Annotated in this window: 22 protein-coding genes; 12 read left to right on the forward strand and 10 right to left on the reverse strand. The window is 45.3% G+C overall.

What is annotated here, in order from left to right; genetic code table 11:
• The first annotated feature begins 702 nt into the window (after positions 1 to 702).
• Entirely contained in the window at positions 703 to 1,125 is a 423-nt protein-coding gene (locus WH43_RS03540) for an RNA recognition motif domain-containing protein (protein ID WP_286049442.1), read from the forward strand.
• A 1-nt stretch (position 1,126) separates the two neighbouring features.
• On the opposite strand, the gene murI is transcribed toward WH43_RS03540, so the two are convergent.
• Positions 1,127 to 1,915, reverse strand: a complete 789-nt coding sequence (murI, locus tag WH43_RS03545) for a glutamate racemase (protein WP_053423280.1) — start codon at positions 1,913 to 1,915, stop codon at positions 1,127 to 1,129.
• Between the two features lie 167 nt (positions 1,916 to 2,082).
• Here murI and trmA point away from each other — a divergent pair, with 167 nt between their 5' ends.
• Positions 2,083 to 3,177 carry a tRNA (uridine(54)-C5)-methyltransferase TrmA gene (gene trmA / locus WH43_RS03550; protein WP_053423281.1) on the forward strand — a complete coding sequence of 365 codons (1,095 nt, stop codon included), beginning with the start codon at positions 2,083 to 2,085 and terminating at the stop codon, positions 3,175 to 3,177.
• Here trmA and fabR read toward each other — a convergent pair.
• Positions 3,167 to 3,775 carry an HTH-type transcriptional repressor FabR gene (gene fabR / locus WH43_RS03555; protein WP_053423282.1) on the reverse strand — a complete coding sequence of 203 codons (609 nt, stop codon included), beginning with the start codon at positions 3,773 to 3,775 and terminating at the stop codon, positions 3,167 to 3,169. The two genes, trmA and fabR, sit on opposite strands and share 11 nt — an antisense overlap.
• A 96-nt stretch (positions 3,776 to 3,871) precedes the next feature.
• Between fabR and WH43_RS03560 the strand changes: the two genes are divergently transcribed.
• Positions 3,872 to 4,990, forward strand: coding sequence for an acyl-CoA desaturase (locus WH43_RS03560; RefSeq protein ID WP_053423283.1), 1,119 nt, complete (start codon positions 3,872 to 3,874; stop codon positions 4,988 to 4,990).
• A 108-nt stretch (positions 4,991 to 5,098) separates the two neighbouring features.
• The gene (gene sthA / locus WH43_RS03565; RefSeq protein ID WP_053423284.1) at positions 5,099 to 6,514 is read left to right on the forward strand and encodes a Si-specific NAD(P)(+) transhydrogenase; all 1,416 of its coding nucleotides are present in this window, start codon (positions 5,099 to 5,101) and stop codon (positions 6,512 to 6,514) included.
• Positions 6,515 to 6,576: 62 nt separating this feature from the next.
• Here the strand turns inward: sthA and hemE are convergent, their stop codons facing one another.
• Both hemE and nudC read right to left on the reverse strand, forming a co-directional pair.
• Entirely contained in the window at positions 6,577 to 7,665 is a 1,089-nt protein-coding gene (gene hemE / locus WH43_RS03570; protein ID WP_053423285.1) for a uroporphyrinogen decarboxylase, read from the reverse strand.
• Between the two features lie 281 nt (positions 7,666 to 7,946).
• The gene (gene nudC, locus WH43_RS03575; RefSeq protein WP_053423286.1) at positions 7,947 to 8,747 is read right to left on the reverse strand and encodes an NAD(+) diphosphatase; all 801 of its coding nucleotides are present in this window, start codon (positions 8,745 to 8,747) and stop codon (positions 7,947 to 7,949) included.
• 149 nt (positions 8,748 to 8,896) lie between these two features.
• Between nudC and WH43_RS03580 the strand changes: the two genes are divergently transcribed.
• Complete coding sequence (locus tag WH43_RS03580) at positions 8,897 to 9,382, forward strand: Rsd/AlgQ family anti-sigma factor (RefSeq protein WP_053423287.1); 486 nt, start codon at positions 8,897 to 8,899, stop codon at positions 9,380 to 9,382.
• A gap of 59 nt (positions 9,383 to 9,441) precedes the next feature.
• On the opposite strand, the gene fkpA is transcribed toward WH43_RS03580, so the two are convergent.
• Positions 9,442 to 10,203 carry an FKBP-type peptidyl-prolyl cis-trans isomerase gene (fkpA, locus tag WH43_RS03585; RefSeq protein WP_053423288.1) on the reverse strand — a complete coding sequence of 254 codons (762 nt, stop codon included), beginning with the start codon at positions 10,201 to 10,203 and terminating at the stop codon, positions 9,442 to 9,444.
• A gap of 96 nt (positions 10,204 to 10,299) precedes the next feature.
• Between fkpA and WH43_RS03590 the strand changes: the two genes are divergently transcribed.
• Together WH43_RS03590 and WH43_RS03595 are read left to right on the forward strand one after the other, a co-directional pair.
• Complete coding sequence (locus WH43_RS03590; RefSeq protein ID WP_053423289.1) at positions 10,300 to 11,283, forward strand: WD40 repeat domain-containing protein; 984 nt, start codon at positions 10,300 to 10,302, stop codon at positions 11,281 to 11,283.
• Positions 11,280 to 11,504: a SlyX family protein gene (locus WH43_RS03595; RefSeq protein ID WP_046519834.1), complete on the forward strand. Its 225-nt coding sequence runs from the start codon at positions 11,280 to 11,282 to the stop codon at positions 11,502 to 11,504. The genes WH43_RS03590 and WH43_RS03595 overlap by 4 nt, the downstream gene beginning before the upstream one ends.
• Before the next feature lie 20 nt (positions 11,505 to 11,524).
• On the opposite strand, the gene WH43_RS03600 is transcribed toward WH43_RS03595, so the two are convergent.
• Positions 11,525 to 11,731 carry a YheV family putative zinc ribbon protein gene (locus WH43_RS03600; RefSeq protein ID WP_053423290.1) on the reverse strand — a complete coding sequence of 69 codons (207 nt, stop codon included), beginning with the start codon at positions 11,729 to 11,731 and terminating at the stop codon, positions 11,525 to 11,527.
• Between the two features lie 237 nt (positions 11,732 to 11,968).
• Between WH43_RS03600 and WH43_RS03605 the strand changes: the two genes are divergently transcribed.
• From WH43_RS03605 to WH43_RS19760, 3 genes are all read left to right on the forward strand, one after another.
• Positions 11,969 to 13,882, forward strand: a complete 1,914-nt coding sequence (locus WH43_RS03605; protein ID WP_053423291.1) for an ABC transporter ATP-binding protein — start codon at positions 11,969 to 11,971, stop codon at positions 13,880 to 13,882.
• Positions 13,854 to 14,363, forward strand: a complete 510-nt coding sequence (locus tag WH43_RS03610) for a TIGR02444 family protein (protein ID WP_053423292.1) — start codon at positions 13,854 to 13,856, stop codon at positions 14,361 to 14,363. Before WH43_RS03605 ends, WH43_RS03610 begins: the two co-directional genes overlap by 29 nt.
• Before the next feature lie 82 nt (positions 14,364 to 14,445).
• Positions 14,446 to 14,574, forward strand: a complete 129-nt coding sequence (locus tag WH43_RS19760; RefSeq protein ID WP_082101828.1) for a DUF3149 domain-containing protein — start codon at positions 14,446 to 14,448, stop codon at positions 14,572 to 14,574.
• A 150-nt stretch (positions 14,575 to 14,724) separates the two neighbouring features.
• Here WH43_RS19760 and WH43_RS03615 read toward each other — a convergent pair whose 3' ends face one another.
• From WH43_RS03615 to WH43_RS03630, 4 genes are all read right to left on the reverse strand, one after another.
• Positions 14,725 to 14,997: a hypothetical protein gene (locus tag WH43_RS03615; protein WP_053423293.1), complete on the reverse strand. Its 273-nt coding sequence runs from the start codon at positions 14,995 to 14,997 to the stop codon at positions 14,725 to 14,727.
• 78 nt (positions 14,998 to 15,075) lie between these two features.
• Positions 15,076 to 15,288, reverse strand: coding sequence for a hypothetical protein (locus tag WH43_RS03620; RefSeq protein WP_053423294.1), 213 nt, complete (start codon positions 15,286 to 15,288; stop codon positions 15,076 to 15,078).
• 281 nt (positions 15,289 to 15,569) lie between these two features.
• Positions 15,570 to 17,201 (reverse strand): GMC family oxidoreductase, encoded by a 1,632-nt coding sequence (locus tag WH43_RS03625; RefSeq protein WP_082335671.1) that lies wholly within the window; start codon positions 17,199 to 17,201, stop codon positions 15,570 to 15,572.
• Entirely contained in the window at positions 17,143 to 17,640 is a 498-nt protein-coding gene (locus WH43_RS03630; RefSeq protein WP_053423295.1) for a hypothetical protein, read from the reverse strand. Before WH43_RS03630 ends, WH43_RS03625 begins: the two co-directional genes overlap by 59 nt.
• A 72-nt stretch (positions 17,641 to 17,712) precedes the next feature.
• Between WH43_RS03630 and WH43_RS03635 the strand changes: the two genes are divergently transcribed.
• Together WH43_RS03635 and WH43_RS03640 are read left to right on the forward strand one after the other, a co-directional pair.
• Entirely contained in the window at positions 17,713 to 18,705 is a 993-nt protein-coding gene (locus tag WH43_RS03635; protein ID WP_053423412.1) for a hydrolase, read from the forward strand.
• Positions 18,705 to 18,962: a YheU family protein gene (locus tag WH43_RS03640; protein WP_053423296.1), complete on the forward strand. Its 258-nt coding sequence runs from the start codon at positions 18,705 to 18,707 to the stop codon at positions 18,960 to 18,962. Before WH43_RS03635 ends, WH43_RS03640 begins: the two co-directional genes overlap by 1 nt.

Below are 18,962 nucleotides of genomic sequence, written 5' to 3' on the forward strand. Positions count from 1 at the left end.
GCTGCTCAGTATCACTGACTTAAAACATATTTCTATGTAAGTCACTTCACTGATAGTTATTCTTTGTGCGATTGCTCGCTGCAGAATCTAAACCGTGAGTGCCCACACAGATGATTGATTGCTTATTGTTAAAGAGCAGTGCTGAACCGGTTAAGACCTTGCTCAGCGGGAGGCGTATCTTACACTTCCCAGAATTTGTGTCAAGCCAGAGAATTTAATTTATTTATCAAACTCACCTGCTTAACTTGCTTCGCTTCACTTTTGAGCCTTTCGACTCCACCGCGTTGCGAGGCGGCCATTTTAGTGATTTTCAACTCCGTGTCAAGCGATGTTTTGCATCATTTTTCACTTCATTTCAAAACCACCCCAGAGCTGCTTTCGCATCACCCCGTTGGCATGGCGCGCATTATAGGGAGTTTTTAGCAGCGTGCAATACCAAATCTTAGTTTTTTGAGGCTTTGGCGATCGTTTGCTGGTTAAACCGTCAATATGGGCAAAATAGCTCCAAAAACAATATCAGTAACTATGCATTTAATAGTTGGCTGCTTAAGAACTAGTCGCTAATATGAAAGAGCTTTAAGTATTTATATGTATTTACTCTGACTCTTTCATCTTTATTACTTAGGAAATCTTTATGTTAGCTAATTTACAACGATCCTTACCTTTTACCCTGCGTTAGCCATCATCGTATATCTGGTTTTAATGTTAACCCCTGATATTGCTTTAAGCGCTTCTGTATTAGTGACAGTAGGTGTAGTGCTGGGTGGTGTATTGGTGCCTATTCTGGTTGAAGTAAAAGGTGCCACTCTTAGTAGCACTGGTGCCCCTGCAGCAACCAAAACAAACTACGACGGCGAAACTGCTACTTTATATGTAGGTAATTTACCTTACCGTGCCAATGAAGATGCTGTGCGTGAGTTGTTTCAAAAATTTGGTGTAGTCGTCAACGTACGTTTGATGAAAGATCGCCAGACAGGTCGTCGTCGTGGTTTTGGTTTTGTTGAAGTGGCAGCGAAAGATGCCAATAAGATGATCCAAAAGTTAAACGACTTTGCGTTTCAGGAGCGTACTTTAAAAGTGCGTGAAGCCAAAGAACGCCAAGACGGTGACGATAACGACGAATAAGTTAGTCCTGATATAAATCTGGCCAGCAGCTCTGCTGGCCAAATCCCATCTGTTTGACTCTTAACTTTTGCTGTTCTGTAAGTTCTTGTGTTGCAATAAAACAATCCTGCTTCTTCTCCTTATATGGAGAAATGATCACTGCGGCTAAATGTTGTACTCGTCTGGCTATCGCATCGGCTGTATCAAACAGCTTTGGTGCTTTCGTAAATGCCAAACGGATCTCTTGAGCTAAAAAAGGAAAATGGGTGCAGCCCAGGATAATAGCTTTAGGCGCAAACTCATTTAAGCCACTCTCTCTGATCACTTCAGCCACTTCGGCTTTCACATCAGCACCTTCCCAAACTTTTTGCTCCGCCAGCATCACCAATTCACTACTACCAACCAATTGCACCTGACTCTCGCCTGCATAATCAGCGACCAGCTGCTTTATATAGTGGCCTTTGACTGTAGCCGGAGTGGCCAGTAATGCCATTTTTTCGCCCGCGCAATATAAAGCAGCAGGTTTAATGGCCGGTACTACGCCGACAAAAGGCAAATCAAACTGCTGCCGTAACCAGTCCACCGCCTGAGTGGTAGCTGTGTTACAGGCAATCACAATCAGATCGACCTGATGAGTCAGCAAATATTCTGTCAGCTGCTTTAAGCGTTGGCGGATAAATAACTCCGACTTAGTGCCATAAGGCAGGTACCTGTTATCCATCATGTAGAAGTAATCCGCAGGCACTAAAACACGCACCGCCTCTAATATAGAAAGACCTCCCACGCCACTGTCGATAAAACCTATACGCATGCCATATCTTCTGAAAAACCGCCTTAAAAGCTCTGGCGCTATTTTGCCAGACATTCGCTCGTTAAGGCAGTTGCTCTGCTACTTTTATCTGCAGCTTGCTTTTGCTGATAGACATTCAGGCAAAAGCCCTTAGAATAGGCCGCTTTTTCGACAACAGGTGACAGGCAATGGCTTTAGGGCAAGTATTTCCGGATTTATATGAAACTCAACTGGCAGAAAAGCAAGCTGGTATAGAGCAGCTGTTTGCCTCTTATACTCTGCCAAAGTTAGAGTTGTTCCGCTCCGAACCCAGCCATTATCGTCAACGTGCTGAATTTCGGGTCTGGCATGAAGGGGACGATTTGTTCCATATTATGTTTGACTCTGAAACCAAACAAAAACAGCGTATTGATTACTTCCCTGTTGCCTGTAAACAAATAGCCGATTTTATGCCTGTACTGCTGGAAGAGCTGAAAAAGCGTCCGGCGCTGCGGAACAAGTTATACCAGATTGATTACCTGAGTGGCTTAAGTGGCGAACTGTTGGTTTCTCTTATTTATAAGAAGCCATTAAGTGACGATTGGGCCGAACAAGCTGCTTTATTAAAAGCCGACCTGGCGGAACAATGGCCGCTGGACTTTATTGGCCGTTCGCGCAAACAAAAAGTGTTGGTGCATCGCGACCATATTATTGAAATGTTGAAGGTAAAAGATCGTACTTTAAGTTACCAGCAAATTGAAAACAGCTTTACCCAGCCTAACGCCAAAGTGAATCAGCAGATGCTGGAGTGGGCTTGTGATATTTCAAGCCAACTCAAAGGTGACTTGCTGGAGCTTTATTGTGGTAACGGCAACTTCTCGCTGGCCCTGACGCCTTATTTCCGTCAGGTGGTTGCTACAGAGATTGCCCGCAGCTCGATTAAATCAGCCCAGCTGAATATTGAAATGAACCAGGTAACGAATCTGCAAGTGTTGCAGATGTCAGCTGAAGATGTCAGCGCAGCCATGGCCACAGGCAGGCAGTTAAAAACTTTGGATTTATCAAAGCTACAACTGGATACTATTTTGGTTGACCCACCAAGAGCAGGCTTAGATCCGGCCACTGAAGCTTTTGTCAGTCAGTTTAACGATATTATTTATATCTCCTGTAACCCTGTCACATTAGAGCAGAACTTACAGCAGCTGAGCAAAACTCACGAAATCAAAGCTTTTGCTTTATTCGATCAATTCCCCTATACCCACCATATTGAATCAGGTGTCTGGTTGCGCAAACTTAATCCTTAGGTTTGCGGCCATAGCTGGCAGCGCCATGAGCCATCCAGCGCAACTGCATAATAGTGCGCTGGGTGATTTGTTTACGTTGATCCGCTGTAGCATCCAGTGCATCGGCTCCGGCGTGAAAAACTAAAATCACCATGGCTTCGGCCTGCATCTGAGCAAACTCCGCAGGACAATCTGTTTCTTTACGCAGATAATCCGCCAGCTCAGCACCAAAATGATAAATCTCCCTGGCTACCGCACTACGAAAAGCCGCTGATGTGCCTGAGCGCTCGCGCAACAGCAAGCGAAATACATTGCTGTGACCAGTGACAAACTCCATAAAAGTCTCAATCGAAGTGCGGATCACACTGCCATTGGCTTCGATACGATGGCGAGCCTGACGCAATAACTGACGAAGCATCAATCCAGCCTCGTCCACCAGGGTTAAACCTAATTCATCCATATCAGTAAAATGGCGATAAAAGGACGTTGGAGCTATACCTGCTTCGCGCGTTACCTCACGTAAGCTTAAACTTGAATAACCTTTATCGGCACTCAGCTGCTGAAAAGCTGCGTCTATAATGGCGCGTCTGGTTTTTTCTTTTTGTTGGGCGCGGGTCACGGCTCACTCCTTTTTGCTTCTGACTCATTTTAACGCTTGACCCTGCCAGTTTGCACGGCTAAATTAGCTTACAGTTGTAAGCTTAAAGTTCCCAAAATGAATAAACCCCCTATTATCTGGACCAACGTCATCCTGTTTGCGTCCACTTTTCTTGTCGCTGCTATTCTGGTGCCCTGGTATGCCGTAGCAGTTGGTTTTACCTGGACAGAGATTATTGCCACTATTTTATGCTTGGGCTATTGCGGCATGTCGATCACGGCCGGTTACCATAGACTTTGGGCCCATAAAACTTATGACGCCCATCCTGCTTTGCAGTGGTTTTATGCCATAGGTGGTGCTTTTGCGCTGCAAAACAGCGCCTTACATTGGTCGTCCGATCATCGTGTTCACCATAAATTTGTCGATCAGAACGATAAAGACCCCTACTCGGCGCAGCGTGGTTTCTGGTTCAGCCATATAGGTTGGATGTTGCGTGAATACCAAAGCAATACCTATGCAGATTACAGCAATGCACGCGACTTGCAGAACAATAAAATAGTCATGTGGCAACACAAAAACTATCTGTTGCTGACTGTAGCGACCAACTTTGGTATTCCACTGTTTCTGGGTTGGTTAACTGATAGTTATATCGGTATGTTATTAAGCGTGGGAGTTTTGCGGTTAGTGCTGAGCCACCATTTTACGTTTTTTATTAACTCTTTAGCGCATATCTGGGGTAACCAACCTTATACCGATCAAAACAGTGCAAGGGATAACGGCATCTTAGCGTTTTTAACTTATGGCGAGGGTTACCACAACTTCCACCATATTTTTGAATACGATTACCGCAACGGCATCAAATGGTGGCAGTTTGATCCAACCAAATGGCTGATTAAAAGCTGTTCTTGGTTAGGACTAACCCGTAATTTAAAAGTCTGTCCTCCTGATCGTATTGAGAAAGCCAAAGTACAGATGCAACTCAAACGTGCACAAGCCAAGGTATCTCATCTGCCTGATGCTGAACTGGTGATGCAACGCCTTGAGCACGAATATGAGTTGCTGATGGAAAAAATGCATGCCTACTACGATGTGAAAAAAGCATTGTTACAACAGAAGAAACAACAGCTGATGCAACAGTACAATGAATTTGATTTGAAGCATCAACTGCTGGAAGTCAGACAAAATCTGCAACTACAGCAAAAACGCTGGCAGCAGTTAACGGCACAATTTGCCTAAGCATTTGATAAAAACTTACAAAAGGTGGCATTTGCCGCCTTTTTTATCGCCTTTCATTCAGGATTTCTGATTAAATATAATAAGTGCAGTCAGCGAAGGAATAACCCGGTGGGTAAAGCAACTCAAAGCAAAGCATACGATTTTGATGCAATTATTATAGGCACAGGACCTGGCGGCGAAGGTGCCGCGATGAATCTGGCGAAAAGTGGCAAAACTGTGGCAGTGATTGAGCGCCATCAGCAAGTTGGCGGCGGTTGCACACACTGGGGCACTATTCCTTCCAAAGCTTTACGTCATTCGGTCAGCCGTTATATTGAATACAAAGAAAACCCTTTGTTTCAAATGGATGATCAATCGTCCAACCTGACCTTCCCGCATATTTTAAAACACGCTGCAGGCGTGATTCGTAAACAGGTGCAACTGCGCAGCAGTTTTTATGAGCGAAACAGAGTCAAAGTCTTTCAGGGCAATGCCTCTTTTGTTGACGCGCACCAAATTCGCATTGAGCAGGATGGTTCCCCGGATCAAATCATCTCCGCCGAACATATCATTCTGGCCACAGGCTCTCGCCCTTATCGACCACAAAATGTCGACTTCACACACAGCCGTATTTTTGACAGCGACACTATTTTGTCTTTAAAAGACGATGTACGCCATATCATCATTTTTGGTGCTGGCGTAATTGGCTGCGAATATGCGTCGATTTTCCGCGGTTTAGGGGTACGGGTCGATTTAGTCAATACCAGGGATCGCCTGTTGTCTTTTATGGATACTGAAATCTCTGATGCTTTGAGTTATCACTTCTGGAATTCGGGTGTAACTATCCGCCATGGTGAAGAGTTTGATCGGATTGAAGGCTGCGTTGACGGCGTGATTTTACATCTGCAATCCGGCAAAAAAATGAAAGCCGACTGTATCCTGTTTGCTAATGGCCGCACCGGCAACATCGATAAGCTAAACCTGAATGCTATAGGCTTAAAGGCAGATAGCCGTGGCCAGCTCAAGGTCAATGACAACTACCAGACTGAAATCCCTAGTGTGTACGCTGTGGGCGATGTGATTGGTTACCCGAGTCTTGCCAGCGCCGCTTATGATCAGGGCCGTATCGCAGCCAACTCTATCATCCATGGCAACTGCAGCACCTATCTGATTGACGATATTCCGGTTGGTATTTACACCATACCAGAGATGAGTTCAGTCGGTAAAAACGAACAGGAGTTAACAGCAGCCCGCGTCCCTTACGAGGTAGGCCGGGCTCAGTTTAAACATCTGGCTCGCGCTCAAATCGCTAATACCAGTGTCGGTAGCCTGAAACTGCTGTTTCATCGTGACACCAAAGAGATTCTGGGCATTCACTGCTTTGGCGAAAGAGCTGCAGAAATTGTGCATATAGGACAAGCCATTATGATGCAAAAAAATGGCGGCAATACCATAGAGTATTTCGTTCACACCACCTTTAACTACCCCACTATGGCAGAAGCTTACCGGGTCGCAGCTTTAAATGGCTTAAATCGTTTGTTTTGAGCCTTGCCATAAAAAACGCCAGCTCCAGGCTGGCGTTTTTTATGGCAGATCAACGAACGAGTTTATTCTTCGTCTTCTGCGATTTCAGTATTCATATGATAAGTACGACTGAAAGACTGCACAGCATCAATAAAGACACCCGCTTTTTCCGGATCAACATCAGGAGTAATACCATGACCCAGGTTAAAGACATGACCTGATCCCATACCGTAACCATCCAGAATAGCCTGAACTTCCTGACGAATACGCTCTGGAGTACCCAACAAAATGGACGGGTCCATATTGCCCTGCAACGCAACTTTATCGCCGATACGAGCCCGAGCATGACGAATATCAATGGTCCAGTCTAAACCTACGCCGTCACATCCCGTTGCTGCGATTTCTTCCAACCATAAGCCACCATTTTTGGTGAATAAAGTCACAGGCACAGGACGTCCATCGGCAAAGCGGGTTAAACCAGAGACAATTTGCTGCATATAGCTTAATGAATATTCACGATAATCGTGTGGGGTTAATACGCCGCCCCAGGTATCGAAAATCATCACAGACTGAGCACCAGCTGCAATTTGCGCATTCAAGTACAAAATGACACTTTGCGTCAGTTTATCCAGCAGGATATGCACCACTTCAGGTTCTGTGTACATCAGCTTTTTGATTTTTGAGAAAGTTTTACTGCTACCGCCTTCAAACATATAAGTAGCAAGAGTCCAAGGGCTACCAGAAAAACCAATTAACGGTACTTCACCATTCAATTCACGGCGAATAGTGCGCACAGCGTCCATCACGTAACGCAACTCAACTTCAGGATCAGGCACAGGCAGCTGCATCACATCCATAAAGTCGGTCAGTTGTTTGGTAAAGCGTGGCCCTTCACCTTCACCGAAGTAAAGTCCCATCCCCATAGCGTCGGGGATAGTTAAAATATCGCTGAATAAGATAGCTGCATCTAAAGGATAACGTTTTAACGGCTGCAAAGTGACTTCACAGGCCAACTCAGGGTTTTTACACAACGACATAAAATCGCCGGCTATGGCTCGTGTTGCTCTGTACTCCGGAAGGTAACGACCCGCTTGACGCATCATCCAGATTGGAGTGCGATCAACAGGTTGTTTCATCAAAGCCCTTAAGTAACGATCATTTTTTAATTGCATCTATCATCTGCCATCTTTTGATTTATCACTAGTTTATCACTGATGTCTGATCAGTCACTATTTTTTACCAAAGGCAATTTTTTTACCAACTGAAAAAAGCTATTGCTCTGCAAAAATACATCTGTTATAAACTACCTGCGCTAGTAAAGAACAAGAATAAAGAAACTCGTTTTAACGAGTCTTGGTAACGTAAGTTACACCTCATTTAAGCCACGTTAGTGGCTTTTTATTTGCCTGTAATTCATTAGTGCCTTGCTTTAAATTCATCCTGCTAGCTGCCACTACCGACCGCCTCGGGCAATATACTGAATCACCTGACCTGATAAGGTTGCCACCATTGGTACTTCCGGCAGCTGATCCAAATCAAACCAGTGCGCTTCTTCAATTTCATCCGGCTGACAGACCAGCTCGCCTGACTTATAGTCCGCGATAAAAGCGGTCATCAATGAATGGGGAAAAGGCCAGGGCTGGCTCCCCATATAACGTAAATTGCAGATATCAATACCCACCTCTTCTTTGACTTCCCTTACCGCAGCTTGCTCCAGAGTTTCTGCAGACTCGACAAAACCAGCAAGTATCGAAAAGAAACCTGTTTTATGTCGGGCCGAGCGCGCTAACAGCAGCTGATTTTTGTCATTAACAACGGCGATCAACACACAAGGGTTGATACGCGGGTAACAGCGATGGCCACATTTGTGACAAAGCGCTGCCAGCTCCCAGTTCACCAAATGCATAGAACTGCCACACTGGCCACAGTAGCGGTGCGTTTGCAAAAATAAAGCCACCTGACAGGCTCTGGCGGCATGCTCAAAAATAGCGGTAGATTGCTGTAATAAAGCCCGGGCAGAATGCCACTGCTCTTCAGCTTCAGGTCTGTCGGTATAATTCAGCAAATAGCAATCAACCCCCTCGATAGCACCAAGCAAACACAAAGGCTCGGAACCATCAAGAAATTGTGGTAATTGGTCATAACGACAAAGAGGTGGTGCAGCATCAACCGAATTCAGCCAGATTTTGCCCTGGCTGACAATAAACCAGTGACCAAACAGGTCGGCTGTTGCAGTCACATTGTGCTTAATCATTTTTGTTTTACTCCACCACTTATTTGTGCGAACAGGCGTATGATAGAGCCAAAGACTGAGCTGACCAATAAAAAAGTAGTTGATCTTTATCCGAGAATTCTTTTAATTAGAGGTTCGAAGCAGTAAGTCACTTGAGTAAGGGGAAGTATATGTACACCCGTTTAGAGTCAGCACAGCAGAAATGGGGTGGCAGCCTGACAGCTATCGATAATTGGCTGGATGAGAGGCAGCGCCTGATTGTTCGCTATTGTGAGCTGGCGTCATTGCCTCCTTTTGACAAAAAAAGTGGAAACTCTTTGCCTGATTTGGCTGATATCCAGCACTTTTGCCAACTGCTGATGGATTACTTATCCGCAGGTCATTTTGAAGTCTATGAACAAATTGTATCGCAATGTGCCGTGAATGGTCAGGATAGCCGTCAGCTGGCAGATTCTTTATACCCAAAAATAGCGCATTCAACAGATATGGCCTTGGAATTTAACGATAAATACGCAGAAGCAGAAAGCAGCACTTTATCGAAGAACTTTGACCGGGATTTGTCGATGCTAGGACAGGCTTTGGTTGAACGTTTTGATTTTGAGGACGAACTGATCCAAACCTTACATAACAAACATTCTAAAGCCGTCTCGGCCTGAGTTTGATCTCTGCAGTATAAAAAAGCGACCATCAGGTCGCTTTTTTATTGGGTGAAAAATTACTTCTTCTCAGCCGCAGCTTCTTCTGCAGCAGGAGCTTCTTCGCCAATACCTAACAGTTCAACATCGAATACTAAAACGCTGTTCGCAGGGATAGTACCCATATCACGCTCACCATAAGCTAATTCAGCTGGAATAGTGAATTTGAACTTAGAACCTACGTTCATCAATTGAACGCCCTCAGTCCAGCCTTTGATCACCTGGTTTAACGGGAACTGAGCTGGACCACGTTCTTTTGAACTGTCAAATTCAGTGCCATCCACTAAAGTACCAGTGTAGTGCACACGAACTACGTCAGTCGCAGCTGGTTTTGGACCATCAGCAGCCTGGATGACTTCGTACTGTAAGCCTGACTCAGTTACTTTAACGCCTTCTTTCTTTGCGTTAGTTTCTAAATAAGCTTTACCAGCAGCAATATTTTGTTCAGCCTGCGCTTTTGCCACTTCAACTTGTTTCTCACGCGCTGTTTGTTCCAGCGCCATCATCACTTTCTGAACTTCTTCTTCAGTCAGCTGAGATTTGCCAGCTAACTGGTCTTGAATACCACGTACTATAGTGTCTGAAGCTAAAGGTAAACCTAACTTCTCATGTTCTTTGATAGTGGTATCGATAAAACGACCAGCAGATACACCTAAACTATAGGATTGTTTTGCAGCATCAGTATCTAAAACTAAAGGTTTTGGCTGCTCAGCTTCTTTGTTACAAGCAGACAAAGTTAAAACGGTAGCCGCAATCAGCGACACCTTGGTTAATAAACGCATGTATTTCTCCAATAAATAAGCAGGTTTGGCTGCAAAATTGTGTTTTAATAAGTTTAAAGGTTTTATTCAACGTCCCTATACTAACGGTTTGTGCTAATGACGTTAACCCATAGCTGTAAATATCTGACGATTTTTCTGGCATTTGGTCTCTTTGCCTGCTCAGAAGTTCAACCAAAATCTGTGCGGCAAGTGCAACACAGTGAAACGCCTTCTTATGGCGCAGCCATAAATGACCAATCAACGCGGGTTGCAGTCTCAGCTTTGGATCAGGGTGTGACCGTCTGGGACCTGAAAAACGATACTGCTTTGTATTCGCTGGGTCATCAGGAAAAAAGTGATAATCAAATTTTATCTTTGTCTTTGAGCCCAAGCGGCAGTCATTTGTTAACAGGTGACAGCAAAGACTTTGCGTTGTGGCAAATGGAAGATGGTCGCAACATAGGTTTTTGGTCGGTTAAAGACGCGACTATCCGCGACTTAGCCGTCTCAGATTTTGGCCGCCATATGCTGGTGGGCCAAAGTGACGGTAAAGTGCAGCACATTACCTTAAGTTCTGGTCGTCGTATCGAATTTCTGGGCCATACCGAAAATGTGAACTCAGTCGACCTGTCCGCTAACGGCCGTTTTGCTTTGACAGGCTCTAATGACCATTTTGCCTATCTGTGGGATACCGAAACGGCACAAATCATTTATAGTTTTCCACACCCAAACCGCGTTACTAAAGTGGCACTGGATCAGCAAGGTCGTTATGCCTTTAGTGCAGGCAGTGAATTACAGGCTTTTATCTGGGACTTAAAAACAGGCAAGCAAATCAGTCAGTTGGAGTTATCCAGAGCACAAATTATTACAGCAGCCCGCTTTAGTCCGAATGGCAAATGGCTGGTGACAGGTTCTCCATCCAGAGCCTTAATTTTATGGGATGTGACGACAGGGAAGAAATTACAGCAATGGCAAGTCAGGGCTATTCTCAATAGCAGGCCAGCCAGCGCTGTGATCCATGCGGTGGCTTTTTTGAATGACAATCAGATTATTAGTGAAAGTTCCAGTGGTGTAGCCGAAGTATGGGAGATTAAACAATGACAGAACAAGTGGTTGAGCTACAACAGCAACTTATTGATTTAGAGAGCAAACTGGCATTTCAGGAAGATGTGGTGCAAAGCCTGAACGACGAGCTGCATGAACACCAGAAAAGTATTGAAAAGCTGCAGCGCCAGGTGATGCTGCTGGCGGAAAAAATTAGTCAGGGCAACGACAGTGGCATATTACGTCTCGACGAAGAGCCGCCGCCACCGCATTATTAATACTTATTCTGTGACCCGGTTTACTCGGGTTTAAACACACCTATCACCTGTTCAGCAGCACGCGAAGCTTTTGCTACCTGCTGTTCAGGTTGTGCCATATGATGGCCACATTGCACACACTCCACTTTTTCCACATTATTTTCAATAAACAACATCAGGGTGTCGACAGCCTTACACTGTGGGCAAGTTGCACCGGCAATAAAACGCTTTTTCTTTCTGTCTGTCATATTTTTACTCTCCAAATCTGGCTTTTATCGCATCAAGCCCCAGCGAACTTGACGCTGCAGCATTGTTGGCTGCGTTTACTCACCCCATTCACGTAGTGAGCTATGTGAATGGAGGTCTTCCGCCCTTGCCGTCGCACTGCAACCCCAATTACTTTGGGTAAAAAACCGCTTGCGCTCTTGGTTTGTCGCCACTTTGCGATTAGAGTAGCAGCCAATTTTCGTCTGGGCTAAAACACCATGATCCAACTGCAAAACGTCGAGCTGCGACGCGGTATCAATTGCTTATTGCAACATGCTGATCTTACCGTATTTCCGGGGCAAAAGGTCGGAATTATTGGCGCCAACGGCTGCGGCAAATCCAGCCTTTTTGCGTTACTGCAACAAAAGCTGCAACCTGACGCTGGTTCAGTATCCATTCCATCCAGCTGGACTATTTCGACCGTAGCGCAGGAAACTCCAGCCCTTGAGATTTCGGCCATGGACTATGTGTTGCAAGGTGACGAAAAACTCTACCCATTACTACAACAGTTAAAAATTACCGATGGCAGTGTCGATTTAGCCGCTGTGCATCACCAGATTGATGCTTTAGACGGCTACAGAGCAGAAGCCAAAGCTGGTGTTTTGCTGGATGGTCTTGGCTTCAGCGGTGCGGCGCAACAACAGAGTGTGAAGTCCTTTTCCGGTGGCTGGCGTATGCGTTTAAACCTGGCCAAAGCGTTAATGCAACCTGCTGAATTGTTGTTGTTGGACGAACCAACCAACCACTTAGACTTAGATGCCGTATTGTGGCTGGAGAAATACCTGGCTTCATTTAGCGGCACTTTACTGTTGATAAGTCACGACCGTGATTTCCTCGACGCTGTGATAGACAATACGGCGCATATAGATAATCAGACTTTAACTTTATACAAAGGCAATTACAGCCAGTTCGAACGTCAGCGCGCCGAACATTTGGCACAACATCAGTCGATGTTTGAAAAACAACAACGTCAGGTGGCACATCTGCAAAAGTATATTGACCGTTTCCGTGCTCAGGCGACGAAAGCCAAACAAGCGCAAAGCAGGATCAAAGCACTGGAACGTATGACGTTGCTGGCACCGGCGCACGCGGATTCACCTTTTCAGTTTGAGTTTTTAGATCCACGCTCTTTACCTAACCCATTGTTAAAAATGGAAAACGTCAAAGCAGGTTATGGCGACACCGCTATTTTACAGCAGATTAATTTTCAGCTACTGCCAGGCAGCCGCATTGGCTTATTAGGTCGTAACGGCGCAGGTAAATCGACGCTGATTAAACTGTTATCTGGCTCTTTAACCCCACAAGCCGGTGAAATCTGGTACGCCAATGGCGTCAGTATTGGTTATTTCGCTCAGCACCAGCTGGAAACGTTAAGGCCACAGGATTCACCTTTACAGCATTTAGTCCGCCTCGCTCCGGATGCAACAGAACAGCAGCTGCGCGATTATATTGGCGGCTTCGGTTTTCATGGCGATAAAGCCTTATCTCCCTGTGCACCTTTTTCCGGTGGTGAAAAAGCCCGTTTGGTATTAGCTTTATTGGTCTATCAACGACCTAACCTATTATTATTAGACGAGCCCACCAACCACTTAGATCTGGACATGCGGGAAGCCATCGTCATGGCCTTACAAAGCTTCGAAGGTGCTATTGTAGTGGTGTCACACGACAGACATTTGCTCAGTAGCACTACAGATGAGTTTTATCTGGTGGCTCACGGCAAAGTCGCACCTTTTGATGGTGATTTGGCCGACTATTATCAGTGGTTGCAGCAAGACCAACGCGCCAGTAACCAAGCCTCAATCTCTGACGAAATAGTGACTGCACATAGTGCACAAAATCGTAAAGACCAAAAACGCTTAGAAGCAGAATTACGTACTTTACAACGACCGTTAAAGCAGAAAATTGAAAAGCTGGAACAGCAGCAAGAAAAACTACACCAGCAACAACAACAAATTGAAAGCGCTTTAGCTGATGTCGGGATTTATGATGCCGTTCGTAAAGCCGAATTAACCAAAACATTGGCAGAGCAACAAAAAGTCCAAAAGGAACTAGCTGAAGTGGAAGAACAATGGTTCGAAGCTCAGGAAGCATGGGAGCAACAAAGTGCAGAATTCTGGCAAAAAAACGCTTAACCCTGAATCATTCTGGCAGTACAGCCTGAGTCTGTACCCTGCTGTAAAGGAGCTATGTCTGCAATGGCAGGACAACTTTGGCGTCAATATTAATTTGCTGCTGTTTTTGTTGTATCTGGATAAACAGCAGCAAAGCCTCGATGAAACCCAACTGAAGCAGTTAGAAGATTTGTTAAAACATTTCAGCACTGAAGTGACCCAATCTATCCGCTCTTTGCGCCGTACTTTGCCATCGCCTTGGTTAGAATCAGAGATGCAACAAGCTCTGCGCCAGCAATTGCTGAGTACTGAACTGGCCGCTGAGAAATTGGAACAGCAGTTATTAGTGCAGCAGTTTAATCAATTAAGCCACAGTGACGATTTACTGCCTCATAGTCAGCTACTTGACCACTATTTAGTGCTAATAAAAGCACCGGCTGAACAACTTGACGCTGAAATTCTTGATCTGTATCAACAAAGCCAACAGCTAGAAGGACTCTAAAGTCCAACTTTGATCTACATCAGGCTTTGCTAAAACTAATGCTTCTACACTCAAAGCATCAGTCAATAGCGAGGATACGATCATGAATATATGGCAAGAATTTTTGAAAGATCCAGTGATCTTTATCTCTTTTACAGGCTTGGCTTTAGTGATTGGGTTGTGTTTGTTTTATGCTGGTTATTTCTTATATAAAACTTCACATGCAGAGTGATGTCACTTGGAAACACATGCTCTGTCATCAAATCACTGATACAGAGCATGTTTATAATTTGCCAACTCGATTTAGAAAATAAAACTACTTGTAGCAAAAAATATCAATCCTATATTTGTCGTAGTTACTTATTGAAGTTTGAGAAATAGCTTACATCGAGTGTCTCTCTGATAAACGTTTCCTCAATGAATGGACAAATTCCTTAGCTTCCTCAGCATCGCAACCTGTTGCGGTTTTATAAGTATTAACAGCCTTATCAACATCATCACTGCAAATCGACACCAAAAAGTCAGCGAGCGACTGCTCTCCACCCATCGTTTTAGTCTTTTGACCTAAAAGAAGTCTTTCTCGAATATCGTAAACGAGATGGAGCATATAAAGGAGATATATAACTAGAAATGTATATCCAACATTACTTTCCATACCGAGCTCCTACCCCTTAGTTAAGGGCCGTTTTAAAGGAAGAAGAGAACCTCTCAAAGGTCCTCTTCTTTCTCAGTGCTAGTGATGAAACATCCTGTAACCCGCATAAAACGCCATGCCAGACATCGCAAGAACAACAATAGGCGCCGCAGCAAAAGCAGCACCTACACTCATAGTTGCCCATCCTAAGCCAAACTTGGCAACACCCATACCACCTATAATTCCAACTGCGCCCGCACTATCTAACCCACCACTAACTTGCTCAACTTGTTCTGAAGTTAATTCACGCATGGTATCTCTCCTGGAGACTGACTAAGTTTAGCAATCTGATATCAGATTGCGACCAGCTGATACAGCCAGACATATCACTCCATGTCGCTCAGCAACTAGGTATTTTATTTGCACCGCCTAAGGAACTCACAAATAAAACACATTTTTAACAAAATAATTACAATAATGAATTAAACCAAAAATTTTGGATTTTTCTAGTTCAGAGAGGAAAAACTTAGGATAGCTGACTTTAAAATAGTACAGATTTGTGGACAGCCTGAGCACTGTCCACACTGTATGGCTTAAGTAGATAATAAGGTTCGTAATCGATCAGTAAATGCAGACACCAAGGCATAAATAGTTAACTGCGGATTCGCACCTAAACTTGTCGGCAGTATCGACCCATCAAATACCGACAAATTCTCTAATTGATGATGACGACCAGACAAATTGACAACTCCTTTCGCCGGGTCAGCACTCATATTGCAGCCCCCCATCACATGGGCAGATGCCAAAGTAGCACGATACCTTTGCAAGGGCAGAGCCTGGATCGCCTGCCGGGCGTGCTGCCAGCTGCGATATAACTCTGCATCCTGATGAATGGGTAAAACCGACTTTGCACCTGCTGCAAATTGTAGCTCAGCCATAGCCAGGTAAGCAGTTTGCACGCCCTGCCATAGATAATCGGATATAGGGTAATCCACCACGGGTTCGCCATTGTCGGATAACAATACAGTGCCCCCCTGACTGTCCGGATGAAAGCCATCCCGCAGCAATGCAATCACCACCTGTAACTGATTAAACTGCTGCATCAGCGCTGCATGAGATTGTGCCAGACCCGTCAGTTTAGTCGCCATCAACACAGGATGCAGCGGCGGCACTTCTAATTTAAACCCAGCCTTTCCATTCGAAGGCCAAACAAACTGATCAGAATAAATAGATTGAGGTGCACCACTGTGGCCAGCTATCGTCTCCTCAAATAAGGCCCCGGAAATCACACTGGGGTGCAAGTAGGTATGCTTGCCCAAACGCCCGGAAGGATTCGGTACTTTAGAACGCAGCAGTAAAGCTGGTGAGCCTATAGCACCTGCAGCCACAATGTAATGTTTGGCTTTGAAGCTGAGCTTTATTTTGAAATCAGCATGAAAATACGAGTCTACAGGCACAGCCACCAGAGACTGTACTTGTCCATCCTGCCATTTTAGTTCTCGCGCCGATACCCGGCTGATTAACATAGCGCCAGCTTGCATAGCGGCTGGAATAGTGCTGACCAGCATCGACTGCTTCGCATTGATGGGACAGCCCATACCACAATATCCAAGGTTCGCACAGCCGCTGACATTACGGTTGATCACCGTGTATTGCCAGCCTAACGCCTCGCAGCCTTGTCGCAATTTATCATTATTGCTATTTGGTGGTACCGGCCAGGGATGAATATTCAAGCGCTGCTCTGCTTGCTGAAAATAAGGGGCCAAATTCTCTGAGGTAAAATCGGAGCCAAATTCAGCACGCCAGTAATCCAGAGTTTTTTCAGGAGTACGGATAGAGGTAGTCCAATTCACTGTCGTCGAACCACCCACAGTGCGTCCCTGTAGTATGCCTATACTCTGATCAAGAGTTTTCCGGCCAGCTCCATCCTGATACAACGCAGGGTACGCCCAGCGCTCCTGCTGTTTAAAATCTTTGCCTTCGTACAAAGCACCCATTTCCAGCAATATTACTTTGAATCCGGCAAGACTTAATTGTTCAGCGGCCATTGCTCCGCCAGCACCAGAACCTACTATCACCACATCAGCTTCAAAGTGTTTGTCGGCCGTTAAAGTGGACGCATCCAGATAAGACCAGCCCGCTGAGACGCGTCGGCAATCAGATTTTTCATAGGTTAAACTCCGGGGCGCTGTACTGCAGAGACAACCAATGCTGCGGCTGGCCATAAAAAGCAGTGTAGATCAATTCACGCAAACCACTAAAGGCTTGTTGTAATAAAGAAAAATAACTGTCACGCCAGCTAAATAACAAATCCAGACGAGCTGGCAACGGCAGATCTGCCAGTTGCAACCATTGTCCCGTCAACGCCAGACGGGCCAAATCTTGCTGCAGTAGCTCAAACAGTTGCTGAAGTTGTTGCTGCTGACTGTGCGGCAAATAAGCAAGAAATTGCAGCACGTCATCCCTTGTCTGCACTAAGGATAACTGTTGTGCCGCCATATCAGCAGGTAACGCTCCCATTAAGACAGCAGGCAATAACGCATCCAATACCAGAACAGCCGCATTGTCGCTGCCTTGCAGACTTTGATGCTGGTATACTGCATAGCCTGTGCTGGCGGCTAAGGTCAGCGCAAGAGAGCGGAAAATAAACTGGCGTCTGTTCATTCTTGTAGTGGTCCGGCCAGAAAAAGTGACCTTGATTGTTAAGTAGGATTGTTGATTTTGCAAGCCCCTGAAATGGTAAAACTTCCCTCAGCTTTTAAACCGGCATGGTGGCTGCGTAACTGCCATCTGCAAACTATAGCGGCTAAGTATCTGGCTCCACGTCGTGCTTTAGCGACAGAAACAGAAATGCTGGCCTTGCCGGATGGCGATCATATCCAGCTGAACTGGACAGAAAATCCGGAGCTGGCCTCAGCTAAACCTATAGTAGTGGTGTTGCATGGTCTGGAAGGAAATATCCACAGCCACTATGCAGCTGGCATGTTGCAGGCTTTGCAACACCAGGGTTTTATAGCAGTACTGATGCATTTTCGCGGCTGTAACGGTGTCGCTAACAGGTTACCTCGAGCTTACCATTCAGGTGATACCGCCGATTTGGCTTTTTTGATAGCACAAATTCAGTTGCGTTATCCAGGTCGCTCACTGGCCGCTATTGGCTTTTCCTTGGGCGGCAATGTACTGGTGAAGTATTGTGGCGAACAAGGTGCACACTGCGTATTAAAGGCAGCTGTGGCTGTATCAGCACCTCTGGCCTTAGCTCCAAGCGCAGAGCGTATTAATCAGGGTGGCAGCAAAGTGTATCAGCAGTATCTTTTGGGGCGGCTCAAAGCCACTATGATGCGCAAGCTGGACAGACACAAAGACTTCCCTCTACCGGTCAGCAAAGCGCAAATTCTGGCGTTAAAAACGATTCGTGAATTTGATGACTTACTGACGGCGCCACTGCATGGCTTTCACAATGCTGACGATTATTATCAAAAATCCAGCGGTAAAGCTTTTTTAAAACAAGTGCGTATTCCGCTGTTATTGGTGCATGCCAAAGATGATCCATTTTTATCTCCGGCAGTGTTACCCAAAGCCGATGAAATACCGCCTTTTGTGCAGTTGATACTATCCAGTCATGGCGGTCATGTCGGTTTTGTCACAGGCAACACACCTTTTAAAGCGGAATATTGGTTAGAGCAACAGTTACCACCTTACCTTGCACAGTTTTTAGGACAAATCTGATGTTATTGATCCCCCACGAACAATTATCCTCCGACACGCTGGACGCTCTGATTGAAGCTTTTGTACTACGTGAAGGCACTGAATATGGCGAGCAGGACATTAGTCTGGGCGTGAAAGTAGCTCAGGTGAAAAGTCAGCTGGAAGCTAACCAACTGGTGATTTTATATTCTGAGTTACATGAAAGTGTCGACATCATCACCAAACAACAATGGCGACAACTGGTGAAACAAGGTGAGATTGAGAGCGACCAGTTTTGA

Origin of the sequence: Rheinheimera sp. KL1 (genome assembly GCF_001275035.1) — a bacterium.
GTDB lineage: Bacteria > Pseudomonadota > Gammaproteobacteria > Enterobacterales > Alteromonadaceae > Pararheinheimera > Pararheinheimera tangshanensis.

Coding starts and splice junctions, on each gene's coding strand:
- WH43_RS03540 (WP_286049442.1), top strand. CDS start 703: ATGTTAACCCCTGATATTGCTTTAAGCGCTTCTGTATTAGTGACAGTA.
- murI (WP_053423280.1), bottom strand. CDS start 1,915: ATGCGTATAGGTTTTATCGACAGTGGCGTGGGAGGTCTTTCTATATTA.
- trmA (WP_053423281.1), top strand. CDS start 2,083: ATGGCTTTAGGGCAAGTATTTCCGGATTTATATGAAACTCAACTGGCA.
- WH43_RS03560 (WP_053423283.1), top strand. CDS start 3,872: ATGAATAAACCCCCTATTATCTGGACCAACGTCATCCTGTTTGCGTCC.
- hemE (WP_053423285.1), bottom strand. CDS start 7,665: ATGCAATTAAAAAATGATCGTTACTTAAGGGCTTTGATGAAACAACCT.
- nudC (WP_053423286.1), bottom strand. CDS start 8,747: ATGATTAAGCACAATGTGACTGCAACAGCCGACCTGTTTGGTCACTGG.
- WH43_RS03580 (WP_053423287.1), top strand. CDS start 8,897: ATGTACACCCGTTTAGAGTCAGCACAGCAGAAATGGGGTGGCAGCCTG.
- fkpA (WP_053423288.1), bottom strand. CDS start 10,203: ATGCGTTTATTAACCAAGGTGTCGCTGATTGCGGCTACCGTTTTAACT.
- WH43_RS03590 (WP_053423289.1), top strand. CDS start 10,300: ATGACGTTAACCCATAGCTGTAAATATCTGACGATTTTTCTGGCATTT.
- WH43_RS03595 (WP_046519834.1), top strand. CDS start 11,280: ATGACAGAACAAGTGGTTGAGCTACAACAGCAACTTATTGATTTAGAG.
- WH43_RS03600 (WP_053423290.1), bottom strand. CDS start 11,731: ATGACAGACAGAAAGAAAAAGCGTTTTATTGCCGGTGCAACTTGCCCA.
- WH43_RS03605 (WP_053423291.1), top strand. CDS start 11,969: ATGATCCAACTGCAAAACGTCGAGCTGCGACGCGGTATCAATTGCTTA.
- WH43_RS19760 (WP_082101828.1), top strand. CDS start 14,446: ATGAATATATGGCAAGAATTTTTGAAAGATCCAGTGATCTTTATCTCT.
- WH43_RS03615 (WP_053423293.1), bottom strand. CDS start 14,997: ATGGAAAGTAATGTTGGATATACATTTCTAGTTATATATCTCCTTTAT.
- WH43_RS03620 (WP_053423294.1), bottom strand. CDS start 15,288: ATGCGTGAATTAACTTCAGAACAAGTTGAGCAAGTTAGTGGTGGGTTA.
- WH43_RS03625 (WP_082335671.1), bottom strand. CDS start 17,201: ATGGCCAGCCGCAGCATTGGTTGTCTCTGCAGTACAGCGCCCCGGAGT.
- WH43_RS03630 (WP_053423295.1), bottom strand. CDS start 17,640: ATGAACAGACGCCAGTTTATTTTCCGCTCTCTTGCGCTGACCTTAGCC.
- WH43_RS03635 (WP_053423412.1), top strand. CDS start 17,713: ATGGTAAAACTTCCCTCAGCTTTTAAACCGGCATGGTGGCTGCGTAAC.
- WH43_RS03640 (WP_053423296.1), top strand. CDS start 18,705: ATGTTATTGATCCCCCACGAACAATTATCCTCCGACACGCTGGACGCT.